The sequence below is a fragment of the Arthrobacter sp. SLBN-83 genome, from assembly GCF_006715285.1.
In the GTDB taxonomy this organism is placed as follows: domain Bacteria; phylum Actinomycetota; class Actinomycetes; order Actinomycetales; family Micrococcaceae; genus Arthrobacter.
In genome coordinates, this window is record NZ_VFMX01000001.1 from 2033037 (window position 1) to 2055366 (window position 22330).

20 protein-coding genes and 1 tRNA gene are annotated in these 22330 nt (G+C 64.3%); 12 read left to right on the plus strand and 9 right to left on the minus strand.

What is annotated here, in order from left to right; genetic code table 11:
* The first annotated feature begins 26 nt into the window (after window positions 1-26).
* Entirely contained in the window at window positions 27-770 is a 744-nt protein-coding gene (locus FBY30_RS09355; RefSeq protein ID WP_142132631.1) for an aspartate/glutamate racemase family protein, read from the plus strand.
* Between the two features lie 13 nt (window positions 771-783).
* Complete coding sequence (locus FBY30_RS09360) at window positions 784-1545, plus strand: SDR family oxidoreductase (protein WP_142132632.1); 762 nt, start codon at window positions 784-786, stop codon at window positions 1543-1545.
* Window positions 1546-1580: 35 nt separating this feature from the next.
* Here the strand turns inward: FBY30_RS09360 and FBY30_RS09365 are convergent, their stop codons facing one another.
* Genes FBY30_RS09365 through FBY30_RS09375 form a run of 3 tightly spaced genes read right to left on the minus strand, consistent with a single transcriptional unit; the run spans window position 1581 to window position 4663 of the window.
* Window positions 1581-1958, minus strand: a complete 378-nt coding sequence (locus FBY30_RS09365) for a sterol carrier family protein (protein WP_142132633.1) — start codon at window positions 1956-1958, stop codon at window positions 1581-1583.
* A gap of 41 nt (window positions 1959-1999) precedes the next feature.
* Window positions 2000-3016, minus strand: coding sequence for an asparaginase (locus FBY30_RS09370; RefSeq protein ID WP_142132634.1), 1017 nt, complete (start codon window positions 3014-3016; stop codon window positions 2000-2002).
* Window positions 3017-3076: 60 nt separating this feature from the next.
* Window positions 3077-4663, minus strand: coding sequence for a molybdopterin-dependent oxidoreductase (locus FBY30_RS09375; protein ID WP_142132635.1), 1587 nt, complete (start codon window positions 4661-4663; stop codon window positions 3077-3079).
* Window positions 4664-4761: 98 nt separating this feature from the next.
* Here FBY30_RS09375 and purD point away from each other — a divergent pair, with 98 nt between their 5' ends.
* Together purD and FBY30_RS09385 are read left to right on the plus strand one after the other, a co-directional pair.
* Entirely contained in the window at window positions 4762-6078 is a 1317-nt protein-coding gene (gene purD, locus FBY30_RS09380; RefSeq protein WP_142135074.1) for a phosphoribosylamine--glycine ligase, read from the plus strand.
* A gap of 1 nt (window position 6079) precedes the next feature.
* Window positions 6080-7018 carry a phosphoribosylaminoimidazolesuccinocarboxamide synthase gene (locus tag FBY30_RS09385; protein WP_142132636.1) on the plus strand — a complete coding sequence of 313 codons (939 nt, stop codon included), beginning with the start codon at window positions 6080-6082 and terminating at the stop codon, window positions 7016-7018.
* A gap of 86 nt (window positions 7019-7104) precedes the next feature.
* On the opposite strand, the gene FBY30_RS09390 is transcribed toward FBY30_RS09385, so the two are convergent.
* Window positions 7105-8370, minus strand: a complete 1266-nt coding sequence (locus FBY30_RS09390; protein WP_142132637.1) for a helix-turn-helix domain-containing protein — start codon at window positions 8368-8370, stop codon at window positions 7105-7107.
* A gap of 128 nt (window positions 8371-8498) precedes the next feature.
* On the opposite strand from FBY30_RS09390, the gene FBY30_RS09395 reads away from it, so the two are divergent.
* On the plus strand, window positions 8499-8723 hold the full coding sequence (locus FBY30_RS09395; protein WP_142132638.1) for a hypothetical protein: 225 nt from the start codon (window positions 8499-8501) through the stop codon (window positions 8721-8723).
* Window positions 8724-8889: 166 nt separating this feature from the next.
* Here the strand turns inward: FBY30_RS09395 and FBY30_RS09400 are convergent.
* The 5 genes from FBY30_RS09400 to FBY30_RS09420 form a co-directional block, all read right to left on the minus strand.
* Window positions 8890-8966: transfer RNA gene (locus FBY30_RS09400), tRNA-Pro, on the minus strand.
* Between the two features lie 119 nt (window positions 8967-9085).
* On the minus strand, window positions 9086-10912 hold the full coding sequence (locus FBY30_RS09405) for an ABC transporter ATP-binding protein (protein WP_142132639.1): 1827 nt from the start codon (window positions 10910-10912) through the stop codon (window positions 9086-9088).
* Entirely contained in the window at window positions 10909-12717 is a 1809-nt protein-coding gene (locus tag FBY30_RS09410) for an ABC transporter ATP-binding protein (protein ID WP_142132640.1), read from the minus strand. The genes FBY30_RS09405 and FBY30_RS09410 overlap by 4 nt, the downstream gene beginning before the upstream one ends.
* A gap of 192 nt (window positions 12718-12909) precedes the next feature.
* Complete coding sequence (locus FBY30_RS09415; RefSeq protein WP_142132641.1) at window positions 12910-13854, minus strand: metallophosphoesterase; 945 nt, start codon at window positions 13852-13854, stop codon at window positions 12910-12912.
* 6 nt (window positions 13855-13860) lie between these two features.
* Window positions 13861-16197 carry a transglycosylase domain-containing protein gene (locus FBY30_RS09420; protein ID WP_142132642.1) on the minus strand — a complete coding sequence of 779 codons (2337 nt, stop codon included), beginning with the start codon at window positions 16195-16197 and terminating at the stop codon, window positions 13861-13863.
* A gap of 37 nt (window positions 16198-16234) precedes the next feature.
* Here FBY30_RS09420 and FBY30_RS09425 point away from each other — a divergent pair, with 37 nt between their 5' ends.
* The 7 genes from FBY30_RS09425 (at window position 16235) to FBY30_RS09455 (ending at window position 22328) form a co-directional block, all read left to right on the plus strand.
* Entirely contained in the window at window positions 16235-16390 is a 156-nt protein-coding gene (locus FBY30_RS09425; protein ID WP_009359196.1) for a DUF4177 domain-containing protein, read from the plus strand.
* Between the two features lies 1 nt (window position 16391).
* Window positions 16392-16925, plus strand: a complete 534-nt coding sequence (locus FBY30_RS09430; protein WP_142132643.1) for a RidA family protein — start codon at window positions 16392-16394, stop codon at window positions 16923-16925.
* A 15-nt stretch (window positions 16926-16940) separates the two neighbouring features.
* Window positions 16941-17852: an NUDIX hydrolase gene (locus FBY30_RS09435; RefSeq protein WP_142132644.1), complete on the plus strand. Its 912-nt coding sequence runs from the start codon at window positions 16941-16943 to the stop codon at window positions 17850-17852.
* A 58-nt stretch (window positions 17853-17910) separates the two neighbouring features.
* Window positions 17911-18912 (plus strand): LacI family DNA-binding transcriptional regulator, encoded by a 1002-nt coding sequence (locus FBY30_RS09440; RefSeq protein WP_142132645.1) that lies wholly within the window; start codon window positions 17911-17913, stop codon window positions 18910-18912.
* Between the two features lie 213 nt (window positions 18913-19125).
* Entirely contained in the window at window positions 19126-20460 is a 1335-nt protein-coding gene (locus tag FBY30_RS09445; RefSeq protein ID WP_142132646.1) for an extracellular solute-binding protein, read from the plus strand.
* Between the two features lie 27 nt (window positions 20461-20487).
* Entirely contained in the window at window positions 20488-21429 is a 942-nt protein-coding gene (locus FBY30_RS09450) for a carbohydrate ABC transporter permease (RefSeq protein WP_142132647.1), read from the plus strand.
* 2 nt (window positions 21430-21431) lie between these two features.
* Window positions 21432-22328 carry a carbohydrate ABC transporter permease gene (locus FBY30_RS09455; RefSeq protein WP_142132648.1) on the plus strand — a complete coding sequence of 299 codons (897 nt, stop codon included), beginning with the start codon at window positions 21432-21434 and terminating at the stop codon, window positions 22326-22328.
* Window positions 22329-22330: the final 2 nt, after the last annotated feature.

The window sequence follows — 22330 nt, forward strand, 5'->3', positions numbered from 1 at the left end:
ACCCGCAGCACCAAAGGACCTTCCCCATGCGCATACTCGTTGCGAACGTAAACACCACCTCGTCGATGACCGACTCCATCGCCGCCTCGGCGCGGAGTGTAGCCGGTCCCGGCACGGAGATCGTCGGTATCACCCCGAGGTTCGGGGCCGACTCCTGTGAGGGCAACTTCGAAAGCTACCTGGCCGCCATCGCCGTCATGGACGCCGTGACGTCCTACCCGGAGCCCTTCGACGCCGTTGTCCAGGCAGGCTATGGTGAGCATGGCCGCGAAGGCCTCCAGGAGTTGCTGGACGTGCCGGTGGTGGACATCACCGAGGCCGCGGCCAGCACCGCCATGTTCCTGGGGCACAAGTACTCGGTGGTCACCACCCTGGACCGGACGGTTCCGCTCATCGAGGACCGGCTGAAGCTGGCCGGACTGGATGCGAGATGCGCTTCCGTGCGGGCCAGCGGCATGGCGGTGCTGGAACTCGAGGAAGAGCCGGAGCGGGCCGTGGAAGCTATCGTCAACCAGGCCATGCTTGCGGTCACCCAGGACAAGGCCGAGGTCATTGTGCTCGGCTGCGGCGGCATGGCCGGGCTGGACGAGCAGATCCGCCAGCGGGCAGGCGTACCCGTCGTGGACGGCGTGGCTTCCGCGGTGACCATCGCCGAATCCCTGGTCCGGATGCGCCTCTCCACCTCCAAGGTGCGGACCTTCGCTGCGCCGCGGCCCAAGACCGTCATAGGCTGGCCGCTGAACAAGCCGGCTGTACCGGCGCAGCCCTAAGCCAGGAGACAGAATGGATACGCCCCCTCCCACTGCCCGCGTCGCCGTCGTTACCGGGGCCGGCTCCGGCATCGGCCGGGAGGTTGCCAGGCAAATGCTGGCCGATGGCTACCGCGTAGTGCTGGCCGGCCGCCGCGAGGCGCAGTTGAAGGAGACGGCGGACAATCATCCGGACGCGCTCGTGGTGCCCTGCGACGTTACCCGGCCCGACGACGTCGAATGCCTTTTCGACGCGGCCCGCCAAAAGTGGGGCCGCGTGGACGTCCTGTTCAACAACGCCGGCGTGTTCGGGCCCGCAGCGGGCGTGGACGAGATCAGCCTGGCGGACTGGAACGCCACCCTGGCCGTGAACCTCACCGGGTCCATGTTGTGCGCGGCGGCCGCCGTCCGCACCATGAAGGCGCAGCGCCCGCAGGGCGGGCGGATCATCAACAACGGCTCCATCTCGGCCCATTCGCCCCGGCCCCGGACCGTTGCGTACACGGTCACCAAGCACGCCATGACCGGCTTGACCAAGAGCATTGAGCTGGACGGGCGCGGCTATGGCATCACGTGCGGGCAGATCGATATTGGCAATACGGCCACCGAGATCATGGACACCATCGGCGTCGGCTCGGGGGCGCTCCAGGCGGACGGCAGCCGCAAGGTGGAGCCGATGTTCCCCGTGAAGGACGCGGCGCGTGCGGTGCTGATGATGGCCAACATGCCCGCCACGGCCAGTGTTGGCTCAGTGGTGGTCACCGCCGCGGGCATGCCCTTCATCGGCCGCGGGTAAGGCGACGCGGCAGAGGCAGGGGGTGCGCGGGGCTGCTAGAGGGGCAGCAGCGCCGACAAGTCCGCGCGCAGCCCTGACGCTGCCACCTTGCCGGCAGAGACTGCGTCCGCCCAGCGCTCCTGTCCCGTCACCATCGCAAGCCAAGTGCCGGCGTCGCACTCGATAACATTGGGCGGGGTGCCGCGCGTGTGCCGCGGGCCTTCCACGCACTGCGTGACGCCAAAGGGCGGCACGCGCACCTCAACAGAGTTGCCCGGGGCGCGGGCGGTCACTTCCTCCAGCGAGTACCTCACGGCGGTGGCCAGGACAGTGCGCGGCACGGAAGCGTCCGACGGCGTCTGGGTGGCTTCCAGCCATGCCTTCAGTGCTGCTTTGCCTTCCTGGACGTCTATACGACGGCGGGCTACGGCCATGCTTTCAGTCTTTCCTTTAGTGTCGGTCTGGAAATGCGGCGTCAGTCCAGGAGCGCGGAAACCGCCGGGCCCAGACGGATCTTGCCCACCGGACGGCCGCCACCAAGCACCGGCTCCACCACCCTGTCCAGGGCACTGGCAACGCCCGGAATTTCTACCGCCCCCGCTGCCGCCAGAAGTGTCAGGGCCACGAGTGAGGTGGCGCGGACGTTCCCGTCGAGGATCTTGACGGCAACGGAAACGCCCTGGGGCGTGGCCATGGCCAGGACGCCCTCGGCTCCGATCTTGGCGATGATCTCGAGCTCGTCCATCACCAGGGTGTTGGCCTCGCCGCGGCCCTGCACGGCCCATGGGTAATCGAGCATCGAGGTGGCAATGGTGGCCGCCCTGGCGCTGAAGCTTTGGTCCCCTGGGGCCTTGGCCAGCTGCGAGTACGCCTTGGCCAGCCCCTTCAGGGAAACGGCTGCCACGGGCGCACCGCAGCCGTCGATGCCCAGGTGCGCTATCTGCTCGCCGGTGTATTCCTCGATGACCGTGCGGACCCGCTGCTGAAGCGGGTGGTTGGGCTCCAGGTAGCTGTGCGTGTCCCACCCGTTTTCGGTGCAGGCCCAAAGGAAAGCGGCGTGCTTCCCTGAACAGTTGTAGGCCAGCCGCGACTTCCCCTTCTCCGAGCGCACCAGCCAATTGCGGGCTGTTTCATCCTGGGGCCAGGCTTCCGGGCATTGCAGCTGGTCTTCACGGACGCCGGCGGCCTTCAGCATGCCCGCTACCACGTCCATGTGGTCCAGCGAACCTGTATGGCTCCCGCAGGCGATGGCCACCTGGGCGCCGCGCAGTGGGACCCCGGACTGCATGGACGCCAGCGCCTGGAACGGCTTCAACGTGGAACGGGCGAAGATGGGGGTGTTGATATCGCCAAGCTCGGTGACCACCGACCCGTCGGCGGACAGAAGGACGGCGGAACCGATGTGCCGCGACTCCACAAAGCCGCTGCGTTCGATCACGGCCAGTTCGACGGCGGAGTCCACGGTGAAAGTGGCATGCGGATTATGCGGCATACCGCCAGTCTATGGGCCAGACTGCTACCTCACGGGGACCCACTGCTGCAGGGTGACCATCTACTGCACGGTCACCATCACCGACTGCCAGCCGGAGGCGCCGTCAGGAACCGGATCGGCGCGCTTGTCCGTCTGTACCTCGCCGTTGCCGTCGGTGGCCCGGACCTTGATGTAGTGCGGGCCGGGCGTGGCGTCCCATTCGTAGGACCACTGGCGCCAGGTGATGGTGGAGGCTTCGGTGGAAAGGGTGGTTTCCACCCAATCCGCGTTATCAATCTGGATCTCCACCTTGGTGATGCCGCGCGTCTGTGCCCAGGCGGTACCACCCACGGCGACCTTTCCTGCCGGTACCTTTGCAAAGGACTTGGGCACCTCCACCCGCGCCATGGTCTTGATGGGGCCGCGCTCGGACCAGCCGCGGTTGGTCCAGTAGGCCTTGTTGTCGGCAAAGCGGGTCACTTCCAGGTCAACCACCCACTTCGTGGCGGAGACGAATCCGTAAAGCCCTGGGACCACCATCCGCACGGGATAGCCGTGCTCCAGCGGAAGGGGTTCGCCGTTCATGCCGATGGCCAGGATGGCGTCGCGGTCGTCCTGCAGGACCTCCAGGGGTGTGGAGGCGCTGAAGCCGTCGATAGAGGTGGACAGCACCATGTCCGCGCCGTCCTTGGGCTTGGCCCGGGCCAGGACCTCGCGGATGGGAAGGCCCAGCCACTTTGCGTTGCCGGCCAGGTTGCCGCCCACCGGGTTGGAGACGCAGGTGAGGGTGACATGTGATTCGATCAGTTGGGCATCCAGCAGGTCCTGGAAGGTGAGCGTCACTTCCTGCTCCACCAGCCCGTGCACGCGCAGTTCCCAGTCGTTGACGTTGATTTCCGGAACACTCAGGGCCGTGTCGATGCGGTAGAACTCATTGTTCGGCGTCAGCCAGGGGGTAACGCCCTGAACGGGGGACTGGACGCCGGCGGGTACTGGCGCTGCCGCCTTGGCCGGTGCCGGAAGCCGGAGGGCCTCCCTGGCCTGGGCCACGTTGTTGCGCGCGGCACCCAGGAGCCGGCCGCCGGTGGCCGCGATCCCGGCGGCCACCGCGGTGATGCCTGCGGCGGTGAAGAAACCCCGGCGGCTGGTGCCTTCGCCGCCGTGGCGCGTGTCGCCGTCGTGCGCTGCATCCGCCGGCGCTTCGGGCCATTCCTTCATCCCCCACAACGGCACCAGCAGGCGGCGCAGGACCACCAGCCCGGCGACCGTCCCCAGCACCGAGGGAATGGCGTCCGCGGCACCGACCCCGGCACGGCTCACCACGCAGGCCACGATCACGGCGCCCATGAACAGCACCCCAAGGACCCCCAGCGCCCACTTCCGGTAGGCCACCACGCCAAGAATGCAGGCAAGCACCGCGATGGTCAGGCCCATGCCCACGAACAGGGCGGCCTTGTCGTTGGTGCCGAACGTGGCGATGGCAAAGTCCTTCAGCCAGGGCGGCGTGAAGTCGATGAAAGTGGACCCCAGGGCAAACAGCGGGGTTGCCCTGGCGGTAAAGAATGCGCCAATCAGCTCCGCAACGGCAAGGACGACGGCGGCCGCCACCACGCCTGCCAAAGCGGCCATGGCGGCGGGGCCGGTTTTCCGGTTTCGAAGCGTTGTCATGTGTATGGTTCGGAGCGGGCAGGGGTACGGATTGACGGCCGGGCAGGCGAGGTCACAGCTTAGGAGCGGGAAGGGTGCACAAAGTACCCTTGGAGACTGTGAAGGTACTCGTCATTGGCCCTGGAGGCCGCGAACACGCCATTGTCCGCTCCCTGCTTGCCGATCCCAACGTGTCCGAGGTCCATGCGGCGCCCGGCAATGCCGGCATCAGCAAGCTGGTCCCTACCTACAACATCAACGGCAACGATCCCCAGGCCGTTGCGGAGCTGGCCACACGGCTGGCCGTGGACCTCGTGGTGGTGGGCCCTGAGGCTCCGCTCGCCGCAGGCGTCTCCGACGCCGTGCGCGAAGCCGGCATCCCCGTCTTCGGGCCCAGCAAAGCTGCCGCCCAGCTGGAGGCCTCAAAGGCTTTTGCCAAGGAAGTCATGGCAGAGGCCGGCGTACCCACGGCCATGGCCATGGTGGCGGCCAACGCCGAGGAAGCCGCATCCGCACTGGACACCTTCGGCGCCCCCTACGTGGTGAAGGACGACGGCCTCGCCGCCGGCAAGGGCGTGGTGGTCACCAGGAACCGCGACGAGGCCCTGGCCCACGCCCAGTCCTGCTTCGACGCCGGCGGATCCGTGGTCATCGAGGAGTTCCTTGACGGCCCCGAAGTTTCCCTGTTCGTGCTCTGCGACGGCCAAAACACCGTCGCCCTTTCACCGGCGCAGGATTTCAAGCGCATCTTCGACAACGACGAAGGCCCCAACACAGGGGGCATGGGCGCCTATACCCCGCTGGAGTGGGCTCCCGAAGGCCTGGTCCAGGAAGTCCTGGACCGGGTAGCCCAGCCCACTGTCAACGAGATGGCCCGCCGCGGCACCCCGTTTGTCGGCGTGCTGTTCGTCGGCCTGGCCCTCACCTCACGCGGCACCCGCGTCATCGAATTCAACGTCCGTTTCGGCGACCCCGAGACGCAGGCGGTTCTCGCCCGGCTCAAGACGCCCCTCGGCGCCCTGCTCATGGCAGCTGCCAAGGGCGAACTGGACAAGGCAGAGGAGCTTCGCTGGTCCAAGGAAACTGCTGTCGCCGTCGTCGTCGCCTCGGAAAACTACCCGGACAAGCCGCGCACCGGGGACCGGATCCGCGGGCTCAAAAAGGTGGAAGCGCTGGAAGGCGTGCACGTCATCCATGCCGGAACCGCCCTGGACGAGGAAGGCAAAGTGGTTTCCGCCGGCGGCCGCGTCCTGGCCGTCGTCGCCCTGGGCAACGACCTCGTGGAGGCGCGCGAAAAGGCGTACGACGGCGTGGAGCTGGTCCAGCTGGAAGGCTCGCAGTTCCGCAGCGACATCGCCCGCAAGGCTGCGCGCGGAGAAATCAAGGTTCCCTACGGCGCCACCGGTTCAATGCCCATCGTGAAAGCAAAGGCCTGACATGACTGACACATCGGAGAACCGCGGCTACGCCACCGCAACCCTGGACCTGCCGGGCTGGAAGCACATCTACTCCGGCAAGGTCCGCGACCTCTACGAGCCCGCCGACCCGTCCATTCTGCAGCGCGTGGGCCAGGACTGTGTGCTGGTGGTGGCCAGCGACCGCATCAGCGCCTACGACCACGTGCTGTCCAGCGAAATCCCGGACAAGGGGCGCATCCTCACCCAGCTGAGCCTCTGGTGGTTCGACCAGTTGGGCGTTGAGCACCACGTGCTCGGTTCCACCGTGGAGGACGGCGTCCCCGCCGAGGTTGAGGGCCGGGCCATGATCTGCAAGAAGCTGGACATGTTCCCAGTGGAATGCATCGCCCGCGGCTACCTCACCGGTTCGGGGCTGCTGGAGTACAAGGCCTCCGGCACGGTGTGCAACATCCCGCTGCCCGAGGGGCTGGTGGACGGCTCGCGGCTGGAGCACGCCATCTTCACCCCGTCGGCGAAGGCTTTGATCGGCGAGCACGACGAGAACATCACCTACGACGCCGTGGTGGCACTGGTGGGCGACGACATCGCCGCCCGCCTGAGCGAGCTGACGCTGAAGATCTACACGACGGCGGAGAAGATCGCCCGGGAGCGCGGCATCATCCTGGCCGATACCAAGGTTGAATTCGGGTACGACGCCGTCTCCGGGTCCATCACGCTGGGCGACGAGGTACTGACGCCGGATTCCTCGCGGTTCTGGGACGCCACCACGTACAAGCCCGGCCAGGCGCAGCCGTCCTACGACAAGCAGTACGTGCGGGACTGGCTGACCTCGGCCGAGTCCGGTTGGGACAAGTCCTCCGACACCCCGCCGCCGGCACTTCCCGCCGATGTGGTGGAGCGTACCCGCAGCCGGTACGTCGAGGCGTACGAGAAGATCACGGGAAAGACGTTCTCCTAGCTGGCCGAACAGCCAGGTAAGCCCAAAGCCAGGTAAGCCCCGCAGTGCGCGGGGTTTACCTGGCTTTTTTATTGGTGGCTTAGCTGCTAGCTGGCTTTGGCGGCGGCTGCCGCTCGTTTTTGTGCGAGCTTTATTTCCAGGATCGCGTCCAAGGCCTGCTGGACCCGGTCCTGTGCGCCGGCCGCGGCAAAGGCCTTTTGGGCTTCCTCGAGGTGCACCAGCGCTTCGTCGGTATCGCCTGCGGCCTTGAGTGATTTGCCCAAGAGCAGGGAAACTTCGCCGGCTGTGTGCTTTGCGAGGTGTTCCCGCTCGGCGTGGATTTCGCGCAGCTTCTCGACGGCGGCAACGATGTCGCCGGTCAGATACAGCCAGCGGGCGCGAATGAAGGCAACCTCCAGCTGGTCGGACTTGTTGCCGCCCACGATGGACAACGCCAGTTCGGCGCGCTCAATCGCTGACAGGGTTTCTGGTTCAACGATCCCCGAGGAAAGCCTCACGGCGGCGGATGCCTTGTTGAACCGGGCCCAAAGGCCGATGTCATTGGCGGGAGACAGCAGGCGGGCCGCGCGCTCATGGTGCTTGACGCCTTCTGCATAGTCATGCCGCATGAAGGCAACGTTTCCCACAACCCAGGCTACTTCGCCCGCGAGTTGGGTCATGGAAAGCTCGTCCACGTGATCGATCATGGCCAGGCAGTACTTCCACGCCTCATCGAGCCGCCCACTTTCGGCAAGAGCGCCGATGAGGGCGTGATGGGCGTTAACGATAAGAGTGGATCCCTTGGGGAGCTGCCTGCAGAGATCTACGGCCTGGATCCCCTGGTCGACTGCAAGGCTTAGCTGGCCTTGCCCCTGATAGATGCCTGCAAGCATTTGGTGCGCCCGCACAGCCAGTCCCGCGGATTCCCTTGCCATAGGGTGTTCCAGCAGGTGCTCCATGATCTTCTGGGCTTCGCGCCAGTTGCCCTGTTTGATGAGGCATTCGGCCTGCATATAGGTCATGTTCCACCAGGCGCTGGTGTTACGTCCTTCAAGGGCGATCTTGGCGGCGGTGGCAGCATGACTCGCCGCGAGGGGATAGTCGCGAAGGTCCCAGGCCTGGCGCGCATAGAGGCCGGCAAGCACGTATTCAGCGTCGCTGACAGAAATAGGTTGGCTCCAAGCCTCAAGCGCCTTGGGTGCCAACTCCAGCCTGCGGGCCAGTTCTTCAATGACTTCAGCCGTCGGTTCACGCCGGCCCGTCTCGAGCAGTGAGATGTAACTGGGTGAATACAGGTCCTTGCCCAGTTCGGCCTGCGTCAGTCCACGCTCAAGGCGCTCCGCGCGGAGTTTCTCTCCGAACCCGTTGCCCACGCGTTTCCTCCTTCTGGACACTTGGCCCGCCGAATGCTTGACAGGCCCTGTGGAAAATATTTTACAATGTGTGTCAACAAGGACAGTGCTGGCTTTGTAACGAATCCGACTCGTATTGAGGAACTTATATGTTGAAGAAGATCGCAACTGCGGCCGCCTTGGCTGGGGCCCTGGCTTTTTCTGCGGCGGCTCCGGCCGTCCTGGCTTCAGGTTCCGTCGCCGACAATTCGGGTGTGTCGGTAGCTGTTGGTAACTGGCCTGATCCCGCCTCCGCAAAGGTGAAGGGCAAGAAGACCACTACCACCGACACAACCGTCGTCACTTATGTAGGCAACTGGCCTGACCCCGCATAAATAGCTTCCTCACAACAGGAGGCGAGGACAGCCCCGGAGCAACAGCTCCGGGGCTGTTCCTTTTAAGGTCGGGAGCTGGTTCAGGCAGGAGCCGGCGCGGCGAGGACTTCGCAACCCTTTCGAGATGCGAAAAGAGGGCCTCCGTTAGGAGACCCTCTTTTCGTTATGGTCGGGATGACAGGATTTGAACCTGCGACCTCTTCGTCCCGAACGAAGCGCGCTACCAAGCTGCGCTACATCCCGATCCGCTGCAAAAGCAACTTTACAAGGATAGCCGATTCCCGGCCCCGATGCGAAATCCGGTGCCCGACCCCCAAAGCAGGACCAGCAGAAAGCTGGGCTCGGGAGAGCAGGCCGCGCAGCTAGACCAAGGAATCCTTCCACGCCCCGTGCAGGTCGGCAAAGCGTCCACCGCCGCCGATCAGTTCTTCAGGCGTCCCGTCTTCCACGATACGGCCGTCATGCACCACCAGGACACGGTCCGCCGTCTCCACCGTGGACAGGCGGTGGGCGATGATCAGCGCAGTCCTGCGTGCAGCCTCCGTGCCGGCCAGCAGCCGGGCCAGTCCGGCCTGTACCAGCCGTTCGGACGGGATATCCAGCGAGGAGGTGGCCTCGTCCAGGATCAGTACCGCCGGCCGGGCCAGGAAAGCCCGGGCGAAGCTGATCAATTGCCGCTGACCGGAGGAGACCCTGCCGCCGCGCTTGTTGACGTCCGTGTCGTAGCCTTCGGGAAGTTCAAGGATGAACTCGTGTGCACCAACCGCCTTGGCGGCTTCCTCGATTTCCGCCCGTGAGGCTTCGGGCCGGCCCAAAGCGATGTTGTCCGCCACCGAGCCACTGAACAGGAAGGCCTCCTGCGTGACCATGACGATGTTCCGGCGGAGGTCGGACGTGGCCAGATCGCGGAGGTCCACACCGTCCAAGGTGAGCGTGCCCGATGTGACGTCGTAGAACCGGGCGATGAGTTTCGCCAGGGTCGATTTGCCGGCGCCCGTCTGGCCCACCAGCGCCACGGTCTGCCCGGCCGGGATGTGCAGGTCCAGGCGGGGGACCACCACTGGGCCGTTCCCATAGCGGAACTCGACGTCGTTGAAGTCGATCCGCCCGGTGGCGCTGGTCAGGGCAACCGGGTTCTTGGGTGGCCGGACCGTGGGCACCTCCTCGAGCAGCCCGGAGACTTTTTCCAGGGCCGCCTGCGCGCTCTGGAACGAGTTGTAGAACATGGCCATTTGGTCCACCGGCTGGAAGAACCGCTTGGTGGAAAGGATCAGGGCCAGGAGCACGCCCACAGCCAGGTCGCCGCCCAGCACCCGGAAGCCGCCAAAGAGCAGGACAACTGCCACGCAGACATTGCCGATCAGCACCAGCCCCGGCTGGAAGATGCCGTTGAGGTTGATGGAGCGGACAGTGACCAGCCGGTAGTCTTCGGCAAGCTTCCCGTAGCGCTCGGAGTTTTCGTTTTCCTTGCGGAAGGCCTTGACGGCGCGGATGCCGGTCATGGTCTCCACGAAATGAACGATCAGCCTGGCGGAGACAACGCGGGACTCGCGGAAGGCGATCTGCGAGTGCTTCTGGTACCAGCGGGACAGGAAAAACATGGGCACACCGGCAGCCAGTACCAACAAACCGCTCCGCCAGTCGAGGGCAAAGATGGTGATCGCGGTGAAAGCCATGAATAGCATGCCCGAGGCCAGGGAGCTGACGCCGGAGTCCAGCAGTTCGCGCAGCGCCTCCAGGTCAGAGGTCTGCCTGGCGATGATTCTGCCGGAGGTGTACTTTTCGTGGAACTCCAGGCTGAGGCGCTGGGTATGCCGGAAGACGCGCACGCGCAGGTCCAGCAGCATCGCCTGGCTGAGCCGCGCCGTGGAGGTGACGTACAGGGCGGTGAGTCCCGCCGTCGCAATGGCTGCCAGCAGGTAGGCGACACCGGTGAACACCAGCGGGAGGTTGTCGCCGGCCCGGAGCGCGGGAAGCGCGTGGTCGATGCCGAAGGCGATCAGCGCCGGGCCGGCAACGCGTGCGGCCTGCGAAAGGACCACCATGGCGATGGTCAGCCAGAACCGTACCCGCACCGGACGGATCAGGGATCCCAGCAAGGAGAGTGACCGCCGTCGTACTGCCCTGCTGTCGCTCTTGCTGAGGAGGGCATTGTCCTCATTTGCGGTGCCGAAGGTAGCGGTGCTCATCGGGTCACTTCCTCGGCCTGGTCCTCAAGCGCCGACAATTCGGAGTCCAGGTCCCGCGGTTCGCGGTCCAGGCTGGCGATGACGTAGCGGTAGTGCTGGTTGTGCGCCAGCAGTTCGGTGTGCGTCCCGACGGCCGTGATCCGGCCGTCCTCGAGCAGCGCCACACGGTCCGCGAGGGCCACCGTGGAAGGGCGGTGGGCCACGATCAAGGTGGTGGTGTCCTTCAGCCCTTCGCGGAGGCGGGCTTCAACGAGTTCCTCGGTGTGCACGTCCAGGGCGGACAGGGGATCGTCCAGGACCAGCACGCGCGGGTGTGCGGCGATGGCGCGCGCCAAGGCAATCCGCTGCCGCTGGCCACCGGACAGGCTCAGCCCTTCCTCGCCGATCAGGGTGTCCACACCTTCGGGCAGCGAGTAGGCGAAGTGGGCCTGGGCCACGTCCAGTGCTTCGTCCAGGACCTCCTCCGTCCGGACCGGGGCGCCCAACAGGACGTTGTCCCTGACGGAGTTGGAAAAGAGTGTGGTGTCCTCAAACGCCACCCCGACAACCCTGCGCAGTTCCTCCACGTCGAAGTCCCGGATGTCCACGCCGTCGATAGTTATGGCGCCGGTGGTGACGTCGTAGAGACGCGGCACCAACTGGATCAGCGCGCTCTTGCCGCTGCCGGTGATCCCCACCAGGGCCATGGTTTCGCCGGGGCGGATGTCCAGGCTGATGTCCTTGAGGATGGGCTTGTCCGGCGCGTCCTCGAAGGCGAAGGTTGCGTTGGTGAAGCGCAGCGCACCGGCCAGTTCCCCCGGACGACGGGGCTGGGCAGGGCTGGTGATGGTGTTTTGCGTGTCCATCACTTCGTAGTGGCGGTCGACGGCGGTCTTGGCCGTAAGTGCCATGGCCAACAGCATCCCGGAGAATTCCACGGGTGAGGCAATGACTGCCGCGGTGGCGAAGAACGCAACCAGCGCGCCAATGCTCAGTTGGCCGGTGGCGCACAGCATGACGCCCACCACCAGCCCGGCGCCCAGTGCCAGTTCGGGAAGCAGGGTGACCACCATGGTGAAAGTTGCCTGGTGGCGCGCCTTTTCGATCTCGGTCTGGCGCAGTTCCTCGGCCTGCTCGTTGAAGTTTTCCAGGGCTTCCCGGCTGCGCCCGAAGGCCTTGAGGACCCGGATGCCGTGGACGGATTCCTCCACCGTGGTGGCGAGGTCGCCGGCCTGGTCCTGGCTGCGCCGGGCAACCTTGCTGAACCTGGTGCGGAACCGGAAGCTGTTGATGGTGATGGGAACGGCGGCGGCAAGGAAGATCAGGGCCAGCTGCCAGCTCATGGCGAACATCGCAACGATGCCGATGATTACGGTGAGGCTGGTGACCACCAGCATGATGGCGCCGAAGGCCATCCAACGGCGCAGGAAGTTCAGGTCTGTCATGGCCCGGGACAACAGTTGGCCGGAGCCCCAGCGGTCGTGGAACGAAACGGTGAGTTCCTGCAGGTGGTCGTAGAGGGACACCCGCATCCGCGTTTCCACCGTGGTGGCAGGGTTGATGACGAACTGCCGCCGCAGCGCCACCAGTCCGGCTTCCGCGATGCCCAGGACCAGGATGATGCCGGCTGAAGTCCAGACTGCCTCCGGGGCACCTCCGGGCTGCAGGGCGGTGTTCACCAAGACCCGCAGTACTTGTGGGATGGTCAGCGCAACGATGCTGGCCATCAGTGCGCAGAGCAGCCCCAGCACGAGCCTTGGGATGATGGGCCGGACGTGGGGATAAAGACGGCTGATGGATCGGAAAAAGGGAGTCTGCTTGGCCATGCCCGCTTCTCAAGCTATAAAACGAATGTAGTTTCCTCTAGCAGCAACCCTATGCCATGCCGTGAGCCGCTTCACAGGGATTGTGATGGCCGCCAGCTGCTTCCGCAGTTATTGCAGTCCGTAATGCGGATGCCCTATCAGGTATGGTCCCCAAAACCCTCTTTTGGGGACCATACCTGATAGAGCAACGGGTCAGCTGGGGGAGGTGAGGGTCAGCAGGACGGCTTCGGGTTTGCAGGCGATCCTTACCGGAGCGAAGCGCGAGGTGCCGATGCCGCCGGAGACGTTGACCGGCGTCGTACTTCCGTTGCTTGACCAATCGTTGAGGCCTTTGGCGCGCCAGGTGGGAAGATCGCAGTTGGAGATGATGGCGCCATAGCCGGGGATGCACAGCTGGCCGCCGTGAGTGTGGCCCGCCAGCAGGAGGTCCGCACCACTTTCGGTGAAGTGGTCCAGTACCCGCTGGTAAGGGGCGTGGATGACAGCCACCTTGAGGTGGTCTTTGGCATTCTGGCTGACCGTTCCGCGGGGCCAGCCCGCGTACCGCTCCCGCTTCAGGTGCGGATCGTCGACCCCTGAGAAGTCAAAGCGCATGCCGTTGAGCACCAGTGACTGGTTGCGGTTGGTCAGGTCCACCCAGCCGTTCATGCCGAAGCCTGAACGCAGGCGCGGCCAATCCAGGGCAACCGGCTTCGGCTTCACCTTGGACGGCCCCAGTAAATACGACGCCGGGTTCTTGGGGCTGGGCGCGAAGTAGTCGTTGGAGCCGGGGACAAAGACGCCGGGGAACTGCAGGAGCGGCTTCAGGGCCTCCAGAAGCGGGTCCACTGCCTTGACGTGGCTGAGGTTGTCCCCGGTGTTGACCACCAGGTCCGGCCGGAGGTCCGCCAAGGAGCCCAGCCACTCGGCTTTCTTCCGCTGCCCGGGCACGAAATGGATGTCGCTGAGGTGCAGAATGCGGAACGGTTCGCGGCCGGGCGGGAGGATGGCCAGGCTCTCTTCCCGGAGGACGAACTGGTTCTTCTCCCACAGGCCGTAACCGAATGCGGCAACGCCGGCGGCCGCCCCGGCACCGGCAGTGACGGCAAAGCCGCGCCCGATTGAACGGGCGCGGCTTGCCAGGCTATCGATGCTCATATGCGGTTAGCCGTTTCCTTTGCCGTTGTTGCCGTTTCCGTTGCCATTGCTGGTCGGGGCGGGCGCCGGCGCCTGCGTGGCAGGAGCCTGCGTTGCCTGCGGGGCCGGAACGGGAGCCTGGGTGGTCTGGGGAGTGGTCCTGCCAGGCGAAGGCGAGGTAGTGGTTGTGCCGTTGATCATGTTGCTCGGCGGGGCAGGGAACGGGTTGGTCCCATAGGCCGGAGCAATCTTGGCCATGTAGCTGGAGAACATGGGGCCCGCGATCATGTAGCCGTCAATGCCCTGGTAGAACTTACCGTTTACCGTGATGTTCTGCCCGGCGCGGTCCTGGGCGCCCAAGGGATCGCCGAACCAGGCGGCGGTAGCGAGGCCGGTGGTGTGGCCAACAACCCAGGTGGACCCGTTGTTGTTGGAAGTACCGGTCTTGGCGCCGATGGGGAAGGCCGTGGTGGTGGAAATCCGGGGCCGAATCAGCGAACCTGACCCCTTGTTGAGAACCTGCTCCAGCGCATAGTTGACTCCGCGGGCAACCTCCGGCTTGATGGCATCGCGGCAACTGCTGGATTGTGCCGGCAACTGCTTGCCCGTGGCGTCGACAACCGAGGTGATGGCGATCGGTTCACAGTACTTGCCGTCGTTCGCGAACGTGGCGAAGGCGCTGGCCATGGTCAGCGGTGAGGTCTGAGTGGAACCCAGCAGGTTTCCAAGGGTCATCATGTTCACCTTGGGATTCGGTTCACTGCCATCGGCCGAAGGCAAACCACTGTGGAGTCCAACCGCATCAACGATCTTCTGGATTCCACAGAAGTCCAACTGCGCCGCTGAAGCAAACGTGACGGTGTTGATGGAGTTGTAGAGGCCCTCCAGGACGGTCAGCGGCTTGTACCACTGCGGCTCCGCGTTCTGCAGGTCGTCCGTGGCATCCAAGCCGGCGTTCTTCTGGGCGGTGCTGTAGGCGCCCTGTACTTTGCCGCAGGTGTTTTTCCACGGGTAGCCGATGGGGTAGACGCGCTGGGCCGCGTTGACCATAGTGTTCATGGTCTTGCCTTCATTCAGCCACTCCGCGAAGGTGAACGGCTTCATGGTGGAACCAGGCTGCGCACCGCCCATGCCGTTAAGGTCGTTGCCGTCCTTGTCCAGCTTGTCCACGTTGAAGTTCAACTGGGAATCGAAGCCCTGGCCGGGCAGGAACGTAGTGTTCTGGGCCATCGAGATGATTTTGCCGGTGCCGGGCTGCACCGACACCATGGAGGCGCCCCACTTGTCCGGGTTGGCCCCGGCCGCAGCATTCACCTGCTCCTGTGCGGTGGCCTGCGCGTTGGGGTCCAGAGTGGTGGTGATGGTCAGGCCGCCGCGATAGATGACGTGCTGCCGTTCCTCTTTGTCCGCACCATAGGCCGGGTTGTTCTCCAGCAAGTGCAGGATGTAGTCGCAGAAGTAGGGGGCAGAGGCCGCATACGCACAGCCCTGCTTGGGCTGGGTTACCTTGGGCTCCACCGGGGTGGCCACAGCGGCCTGGTACTCCTCAGGGGTGATCTTGCCCTGGTCCTTCATCAGTCCCAGCACCAGGTCGCGGCGCTGCTTGGACTTCTCCGGATTGGTGATGGGGTCAAAAGCCGAGGGGCTGTTCACCAGGCCGGCCAACAGGGCTGCCTGCGGAAGGGTCAGGTCCTTCGCAGTGGTGCTGAAGAAATAGCGGGAGGCGGCTTCGATGCCGTACGCGTCCCGGTTGAAGAAAACGATGTTCAGGTAGCCCTCAAGGATCTGGTCCTTGCTGAACTCCTTCTCCAATGCGATGGCGAGCTTCATTTCGCGGAGCTTGTCGCCCACGCCCTTGTTGACGCCGTTGAGCTTGATCTGGTCTTCTTCGCCGGCGGCCGCGAGGTTGGCGTTAAGCACGTTGTTGACGTACTGCTGCGTGATGGTGGACGCACCCTGCTTGTTGCCGCGGACAGTGCTGACCAGTGCACGGAGGATGCCGGTGGTATCCACGCCGCCGTGCTCGTAGAACCGACTGTCCTCCACCGCAATGATGGCGTTCTTCATGTTCGGAGAAATCTGGTCCAGCGGAACCTTGGTGCGGTTCTCCGTGTAGACACTGGCAATCTCGCTGCCGTCCGCAGCCAGGATCCGCGTGGTCTGGCTGGGCGGATCGACCTTCAGCTCTGCGGGAAGGGAGTCGAAGAAGTCGATGGAACCGCTTGCAGCGCTGCCTGAGACGGCAGCGGCAGGGACCAGCAGGCCCGCCACGAGGACACCGCAAATTGCGCTCACGCCAAGGAAGAGAAGAATCTTACCCAGTGTGGTGGCAGTGTCGAATAAGGGGTTGTTGCGAGTCGCCATGTTTTCCACTTTACCGGCAAGGGCTACGCTTTCTCTCATGACCAAATGGGAGTACGCGACGATTCCGCTCATTATCCACGCCACAAAACAGATCCTGGACCAGTGGGGAGAGGACGGCTGGGAGCTCGTCCAGGTAGTCCCGGGACCTGACGGCAACGGCCTTGTCGCCTATCTCAAGAGGGAGAAGCAGTAGCATGAGCACCCCCGCAGAAGCCCAGTCCAGCGCGGCCCCAGCGCCCGCATCCGCCGTCGAGCAGCGTCTCGCGGAACTTGGCATTACCCTCCCCGAAGTGGCCGCTCCCGTGGCTTCCTACGTTCCCGCTGTGGTATCCGGCAGCCACGTCTACACCTCGGGCCAGCTGCCGTTCATCAACGGCAAACTCGAAGCTACGGGCAAGGTGTCCGCAGGCACCGAAGGGTTCGCCGACGAGCCCACTGTCTCTCCCGAGGACGCCCAGAAGTACGCAGCCATCTGCGCCGTGAATGCCCTTGCCGCCGTCAAGAGCGTCATCGGGGACCTGGATCGGATTACCCGCATCGTCAAGGTTGTGGGATTCGTCTCCTCGGACCCCTCGTTCACCGGCCAGCCCGCCGTCGTCAACGGCGCGTCGGAACTGCTGGGCCGCGTCCTTGGTGACGCCGGGCAGCATGCGCGTTCCGCCGTCGGCGTTGCCGTTCTTCCGCTCGACTCTCCTGTAGAGGTCGAGCTGATCGCCGAATTCAGCTAAGACCGGACACTTCCCTTGCCTCACCTCGCACGACGCCTTTTTGCACTGCCCCAGGATCTTGAAGGGGCAGCGCAAAGCTGGCTCGAACACGGCGAGCGCACCCCCAGGGCCGCGCGCTTCGCCTCATCCGTTGTCCTCCTCCGGGATTCACCCACTGGGCTGGAGACATGGCTGGGCTACCGGCCCGGCTCTTCCCCGCTGGGGGTCCTCGCCTTCCCCGGCGGGTCCCTGGACCCGGCCGACGACGAGCCCATGGGCTGGTTGGGCCCCTCACCGCAGCATTGGGCTGAGCAGATGGGAACGGACGACGTCGGGCTGGCGCGCCGCCACGTGGTGGGCGCCATCCGTGAACTGTTCGAAGAAACAGGCGTGCTGTTGGCCGGTCCGGATATGTCGAACACCGTCGAGGCCACATCAACGTCGGAGTGGATGCGGGCCCGGGTAGCCGTGGCAGACCAGGAGAAGACGCTTGCCCAGGTGTTGGGAAAGCGCGGCCTCTCCCTGCGCACCGACCTGCTCAAATCGCTGGTCAACTGGCGTAGCCCGGACTTTGCGCACCGCAGGTTCGACACCCGCTACTTTGCCGCGACCCTCCCGCTTGGCCAGGAGCCGTCCCTGCTGGAAGGCAAGGGCGTCTGGGGCCGGTGGGTGAACGCGGCACAGGTGGTCCAGCAGCGGGACACCACCGCCTTGGGCGATGAAGCCGGCCAGGAGAACACGACGGGCCGCACCCTGGGGGAGTTGCTGGTTCCCGGTTCTGAAATCATGCTCGAGAAGATGGCCTCGGCGAACGGGTGCATCGCCTACCTGAGCTACAAGCGCAAACCCCACGTCTACCAGCCCAGCCTCGTGGAAGAGGACGGCAAGCTCATGCTGGAAGTCGAGGCTGCCAAAACCGTGGCGGGAGACCACCAGCGCGAACGCTGATGCCCGGGGCGCCGGGTAAAATCTTCACCAAAGCCACTCCGGGAGCAAGGGGGCGCCTTTGCGCGCAACGGTCAAGGACGTAGCGCGTCTCGCAGGGGTTTCGCCAAAGACCGTCTCGAATGTCATGAACGGCATAGTCCCCGTCAGTGGTCCCACCCGCTCCAGGGTGGAGCAGGCCATGGCGGAACTGGATTACGTTCCCAATCTTTCTGCCCGGGGACTGCGCAATGGCAGGTCCGGCGTCATCGCGTTGGCGCTGCCGGACCTGGCCACCGCCTACTCTGCCGAATTAACGCACAGCGTCGTGGAGGTAGCCCACGAGCAGGGGTGGAGTGTGCAGCTCGAAGAGACCGGTTCTGATCCCGCCCGCGAATATGAGCTGATGTCGCGGGCCCGGTCAAATCTGATTGACGGGCTCATCCTCAACCCGGTTGTGCTGGACGAGAGCGCCGTCAAAGTGGGCGTTTCGCTCCCGCCAGTGGTCCTGCTCGGGGAAGTGTCGCAGAAACTGGCCGACCGCGTATGGGTGGACAGCGTGGCCGCGGCCCGCGACATGACGCTGGCGCTTGGCAGGACGGGAAGACGGCGTATAGCGGTCTTGGGCGCCCCCGGGCGCCGGGGCTCTGCGGCGGCCGTCCTGCGCACCCGTGGCTACCAGACGGCGCTTGAGGAACTGGGCATGGCGTGGGATGACTCGTTGATTATCCCGTGCGAAAAGTGGAGCCCGGATGCGGCCGCCAGGGCACTGTCCGCGTACCTCGATTCAAACCCCGTTCCCGAGGCACTTTTCTGTTTCACGGATTCCATGGCCCTTGGCGCCCTTAGCGTGCTGTGGAAACGCGGCATCAGGGTTCCCGATGATGTTGCCGTAGCCGGATTCGACGACATTGGCCACGCGAAGTATGCCGTGCCTGCACTGACGACCGTTTCCTTCAACAAGCGCCAAGTGGCCCGTGAGGCCCTGCGTCTCCTCACCGAACGCATGGGCAACCGTGAGGGCCCGCAGCGGGTGGTCACCGTTGATTACGAAATCGTGGAGCGGGAGAGCACCGGCCCCTAGCGCTGGAGCCATGGTTGGGCCCCATGCGGCCCTAATTGAGACCGGCACGTCACTTTGCGAACGCTAACAAAATTTCATTGCGGCGGCTATTACAACGATGTAACGTGTTGCCTGCGTCACACCTGAGCTTGCGGGGCTGCAATGGGGGGATCCCTGCAGGCAAGGGTTGAGGCACGAAATGACTTTCAGCGGACCCATCCAAAGGAGTGACGGGTGAAGCAGTTTGATTTTTTCGCAGGCAGGCAGCTGTCCAGGCGGCAGCTACTGTCAGGAACCGCAGCACTGGGCAGTGTCTTCGCTGCTGGCGCCTTGGCAGGATGCGGTGGAAACGCCTCCGCCGCAGCTCCCAGGGACATCCAGTTCTGGCATCTCCTGTCCGGCGGCGACGGCATAAAGATGCAGGCCTTGATCAGCAAAGCCAATGAGGGCAACCCCGGGTTTAAGGTGCACCCGACCGTCCTCGCATGGGGGCCGCCCTACTACACCAAGCTCGCCATGGCATCGGCCGGCGGCCGGCCGCCGCAACTGGCCATCATGCACGCCAGCAGGGTCCCAGGTTATGCGCCCGGTGGACTGATCGATCCATGGGACCTGAACCTGCTGTCGGAGAACGGCGTCACGGCCGACAACTTTGCGCCCAGGATCTGGGACAAAAGCCAGCAGAACGGCAAGGTGTTCTCCATCGCCCTGGATTCACATCCGTTCATCATGTTCTACAACACGGACGTGGCAGGCAAAGCCGGTGTCCTGGCCGGCAATGGACAGCTGCAGGAAGTGAAGTCCCCGCAGGAGTTCATCGCCATGGCCAAGGAGATGCAAAAGGTTACCCAAGCCCACGGGTTGTCCTTTGGCTATTTGGGCAGTGGGTCCCAGATGTGGCGGCTTTTCTACACGCTCTACAAACAGCACGGCGCGGACATGGAACTGACACCCGGCCAGCCGATGAAGGTTGACCGTGACGCCGCCATAGAGTCATTGGAATTCATGGCATCGCTTTTCGATGACACCATCGCGGCCAAGAGCGGCGATATCAGTACCGGCATCGCGGAATTCGCCCGCGGCGGCTCCGGAATGCTGTTCAGCGGTGTCTGGGAGCTGCCGACAATGAAGAAGGCAGGCCTCCCGGTGGACGCCGCAACCATCCCCAGCCTCTATGGCACAGCGGCTGCATACGCCGACTCACATTCCTTCGTCCTGCCACGGCAGCTGAACCTGGACGAACAGAAGCGCCGGGACGTCTATAAGTTCGTCAGCGACATCCTCAAGGGATCACTCTCGTGGGCAGAAGCAGGACACATTCCTGCTTATCAGCCCGTGGTCCAGTCCCAGGCCTACAAGGACCTCAAGCCGCAAGCGCATTACGCCAATGCCGCGGATGTCATTGCTTACGATCCCGAGTCCTGGTTCAGCGGCTCGGGCTCCGACTGGCAGACCTACTTCGCGGAAAACGTACAGAACGTCCTCCTTGGACGCGATAAGGCAGCTGATGGATGGGCCGCCTTCGAGAAGCGCACCAACACCCTTCTTTCCCGGCCCAACCCGGTCTAACCGCACTGAGTGACAAAGGAGTCCTTCATGAGTTCTTCATTAATAGCCCGGCGGAGCCCGGGGAACCGGGTTTCTTCACCAGCAGCCCGGGGGACCCGCAGCAGCGTCACCAGGAACAACCTAAGCGGTTGGGGGTTCGCAACGCCCTTCCTGGTATTTTTCCTCGTTTTCCTGGTGTGGCCGGTTGTCTACGGCATCTACATGAGCCTCACGGGCAAGTCCCTTACCGGAGCCAATGACAGCGTAATTGGCCTGGCGAACTACGCCGAAGCCTTCGCGGACGCCGACATGTGGCGCTCACTCGGAAATACCCTCTACTTCACGGTCATCAGCACGGTCCCACTCGTGCTTGTCGCCTTGGTGATGGCGGCACTGCTCAACGTTGGACTGCCGGCTCAGTGGCTGTGGCGCCTCTCGTACTTTGCCCCGTACCTGCTGGCGTCCACCGTGGTCTCGCTGTTTTTCACGTGGATGTACAACCCGCAGCTTGGACTGATCAACGATTCCCTGTCCAAGATCGGCATCCCGAAGATCGCCTGGCTGAACGACCCCAACGTGGCCATGTGGGCGATCGTCATTGCCACGCTGTGGTGGACGGTGGGTTTCAACTTCCTGTTGTACCTGGCTGCGATGCAGAACATCCCCGCCCAGCATTACGAGGCGGCGTCATTGGACGGCGCCGGAGCCTGGCGCCAGCTCTTCTCCATCACACTGCCGCAACTGGGCCCCACCACCGTGATGATCGTGCTCCTTCAGGTCCTTGCCTCGCTCAAGATCTTCGACCAGGTGTACCAGATGACAGCCGGCGGACCCGGCGGTGCCACCAGGCCCGCGGTGCAGTACATCTTCGAAACCGGGTTCACCGGCTACCGGCTGGGCTATTCCGCAGCCATCTCCTACATCTTCTTCGGACTGATCGTGCTCGTCTCGGTCATGCAGTTCGTCATCACCCGCCGCAGGAGCGCATAACCATGGCAACCCAGACCCTCAACCGTGCCACGTTGGGCACAAGCACAAGCCCAGCAGTCCGCCAGCCCCGCAAAAAGATGTCGGCCGGCAGGATCGCGGCCGTCGTTGTCGCCGCGGTCATCGCAGTCCTGTGGCTGGTCCCCTTCGCCTGGGCTACCGTTACGGCGTTCAAGAGCGAGACGGATGCTGCCTCGCCGAAGGTCAGCTGGATCCCGCCGTCGGGCTTTACCGCCGACGCGTTCGTGAAGGTGTTCCAGGACGGCAACATCCCGCTCTGGACCTGGAATTCGCTGTACACCTCGGCGGCCATCACGGCCGTCACGCTGGTGATCTCGTCGCTCGTGGCGTATGCCTTGTCCCGGATCGACTTCAAGGGAAAGAAGGTGCTGATGACGGTGATCATCGCCTCCATCATCGTCCCTCCGCCGGTCCTGATCATTCCGCTCTTCTACCAGATGCTCGCCCTCCACATGATCGATACGTCGTGGGCCATCATCCTGCCGCAGGTCATCCACCCCGCCATGGTGTTTGTGCTCAAGAAGTTCTTTGACCAGATTCCCCGCGAACTCGAAGAGGCTGCAGTGATGGACGGCGCCAGCCGGATGCGGATCTTCCTCCAGGTGGTCCTGCCGCTGTCCCGCCCCATCCTGGCCGCCGTCGCCATCTTCGTGTTCATCGGCGCCTGGAACAACTTCCTGTGGCCGTTCATCGCCACCAACGACGCGTCCCTCCTCACCCTTCCGGTGGGCCTGCAGACCATCAAGAGTGCCTATGGCATCCAATACGCGCAGAACATGGCGTCCGCGTTGCTTGCAGCCCTGCCCCTGATCCTGGTGTTCCTGTTCTTCCAGCGCCAGATCATCAAGGGAGTTGCGACGACGGGCCTCGCCGGCACCTGATG

Coding starts and splice junctions, on each gene's coding strand:
- FBY30_RS09355 (WP_142132631.1), top strand. CDS start 27: ATGCGCATACTCGTTGCGAACGTAAACACCACCTCGTCGATGACCGAC.
- FBY30_RS09360 (WP_142132632.1), top strand. CDS start 784: ATGGATACGCCCCCTCCCACTGCCCGCGTCGCCGTCGTTACCGGGGCC.
- FBY30_RS09365 (WP_142132633.1), bottom strand. CDS start 1,958: ATGGCCGTAGCCCGCCGTCGTATAGACGTCCAGGAAGGCAAAGCAGCA.
- FBY30_RS09370 (WP_142132634.1), bottom strand. CDS start 3,016: ATGCCGCATAATCCGCATGCCACTTTCACCGTGGACTCCGCCGTCGAA.
- FBY30_RS09375 (WP_142132635.1), bottom strand. CDS start 4,663: ATGACAACGCTTCGAAACCGGAAAACCGGCCCCGCCGCCATGGCCGCT.
- FBY30_RS09385 (WP_142132636.1), top strand. CDS start 6,080: ATGACTGACACATCGGAGAACCGCGGCTACGCCACCGCAACCCTGGAC.
- FBY30_RS09395 (WP_142132638.1), top strand. CDS start 8,499: ATGTTGAAGAAGATCGCAACTGCGGCCGCCTTGGCTGGGGCCCTGGCT.
- FBY30_RS09405 (WP_142132639.1), bottom strand. CDS start 10,912: ATGAGCACCGCTACCTTCGGCACCGCAAATGAGGACAATGCCCTCCTC.
- FBY30_RS09410 (WP_142132640.1), bottom strand. CDS start 12,717: ATGGCCAAGCAGACTCCCTTTTTCCGATCCATCAGCCGTCTTTATCCC.
- FBY30_RS09415 (WP_142132641.1), bottom strand. CDS start 13,854: ATGAGCATCGATAGCCTGGCAAGCCGCGCCCGTTCAATCGGGCGCGGC.
- FBY30_RS09420 (WP_142132642.1), bottom strand. CDS start 16,197: ATGGCGACTCGCAACAACCCCTTATTCGACACTGCCACCACACTGGGT.
- FBY30_RS09425 (WP_009359196.1), top strand. CDS start 16,235: ATGACCAAATGGGAGTACGCGACGATTCCGCTCATTATCCACGCCACA.
- FBY30_RS09430 (WP_142132643.1), top strand. CDS start 16,392: ATGAGCACCCCCGCAGAAGCCCAGTCCAGCGCGGCCCCAGCGCCCGCA.
- FBY30_RS09450 (WP_142132647.1), top strand. CDS start 20,488: ATGAGTTCTTCATTAATAGCCCGGCGGAGCCCGGGGAACCGGGTTTCT.
- FBY30_RS09455 (WP_142132648.1), top strand. CDS start 21,432: ATGGCAACCCAGACCCTCAACCGTGCCACGTTGGGCACAAGCACAAGC.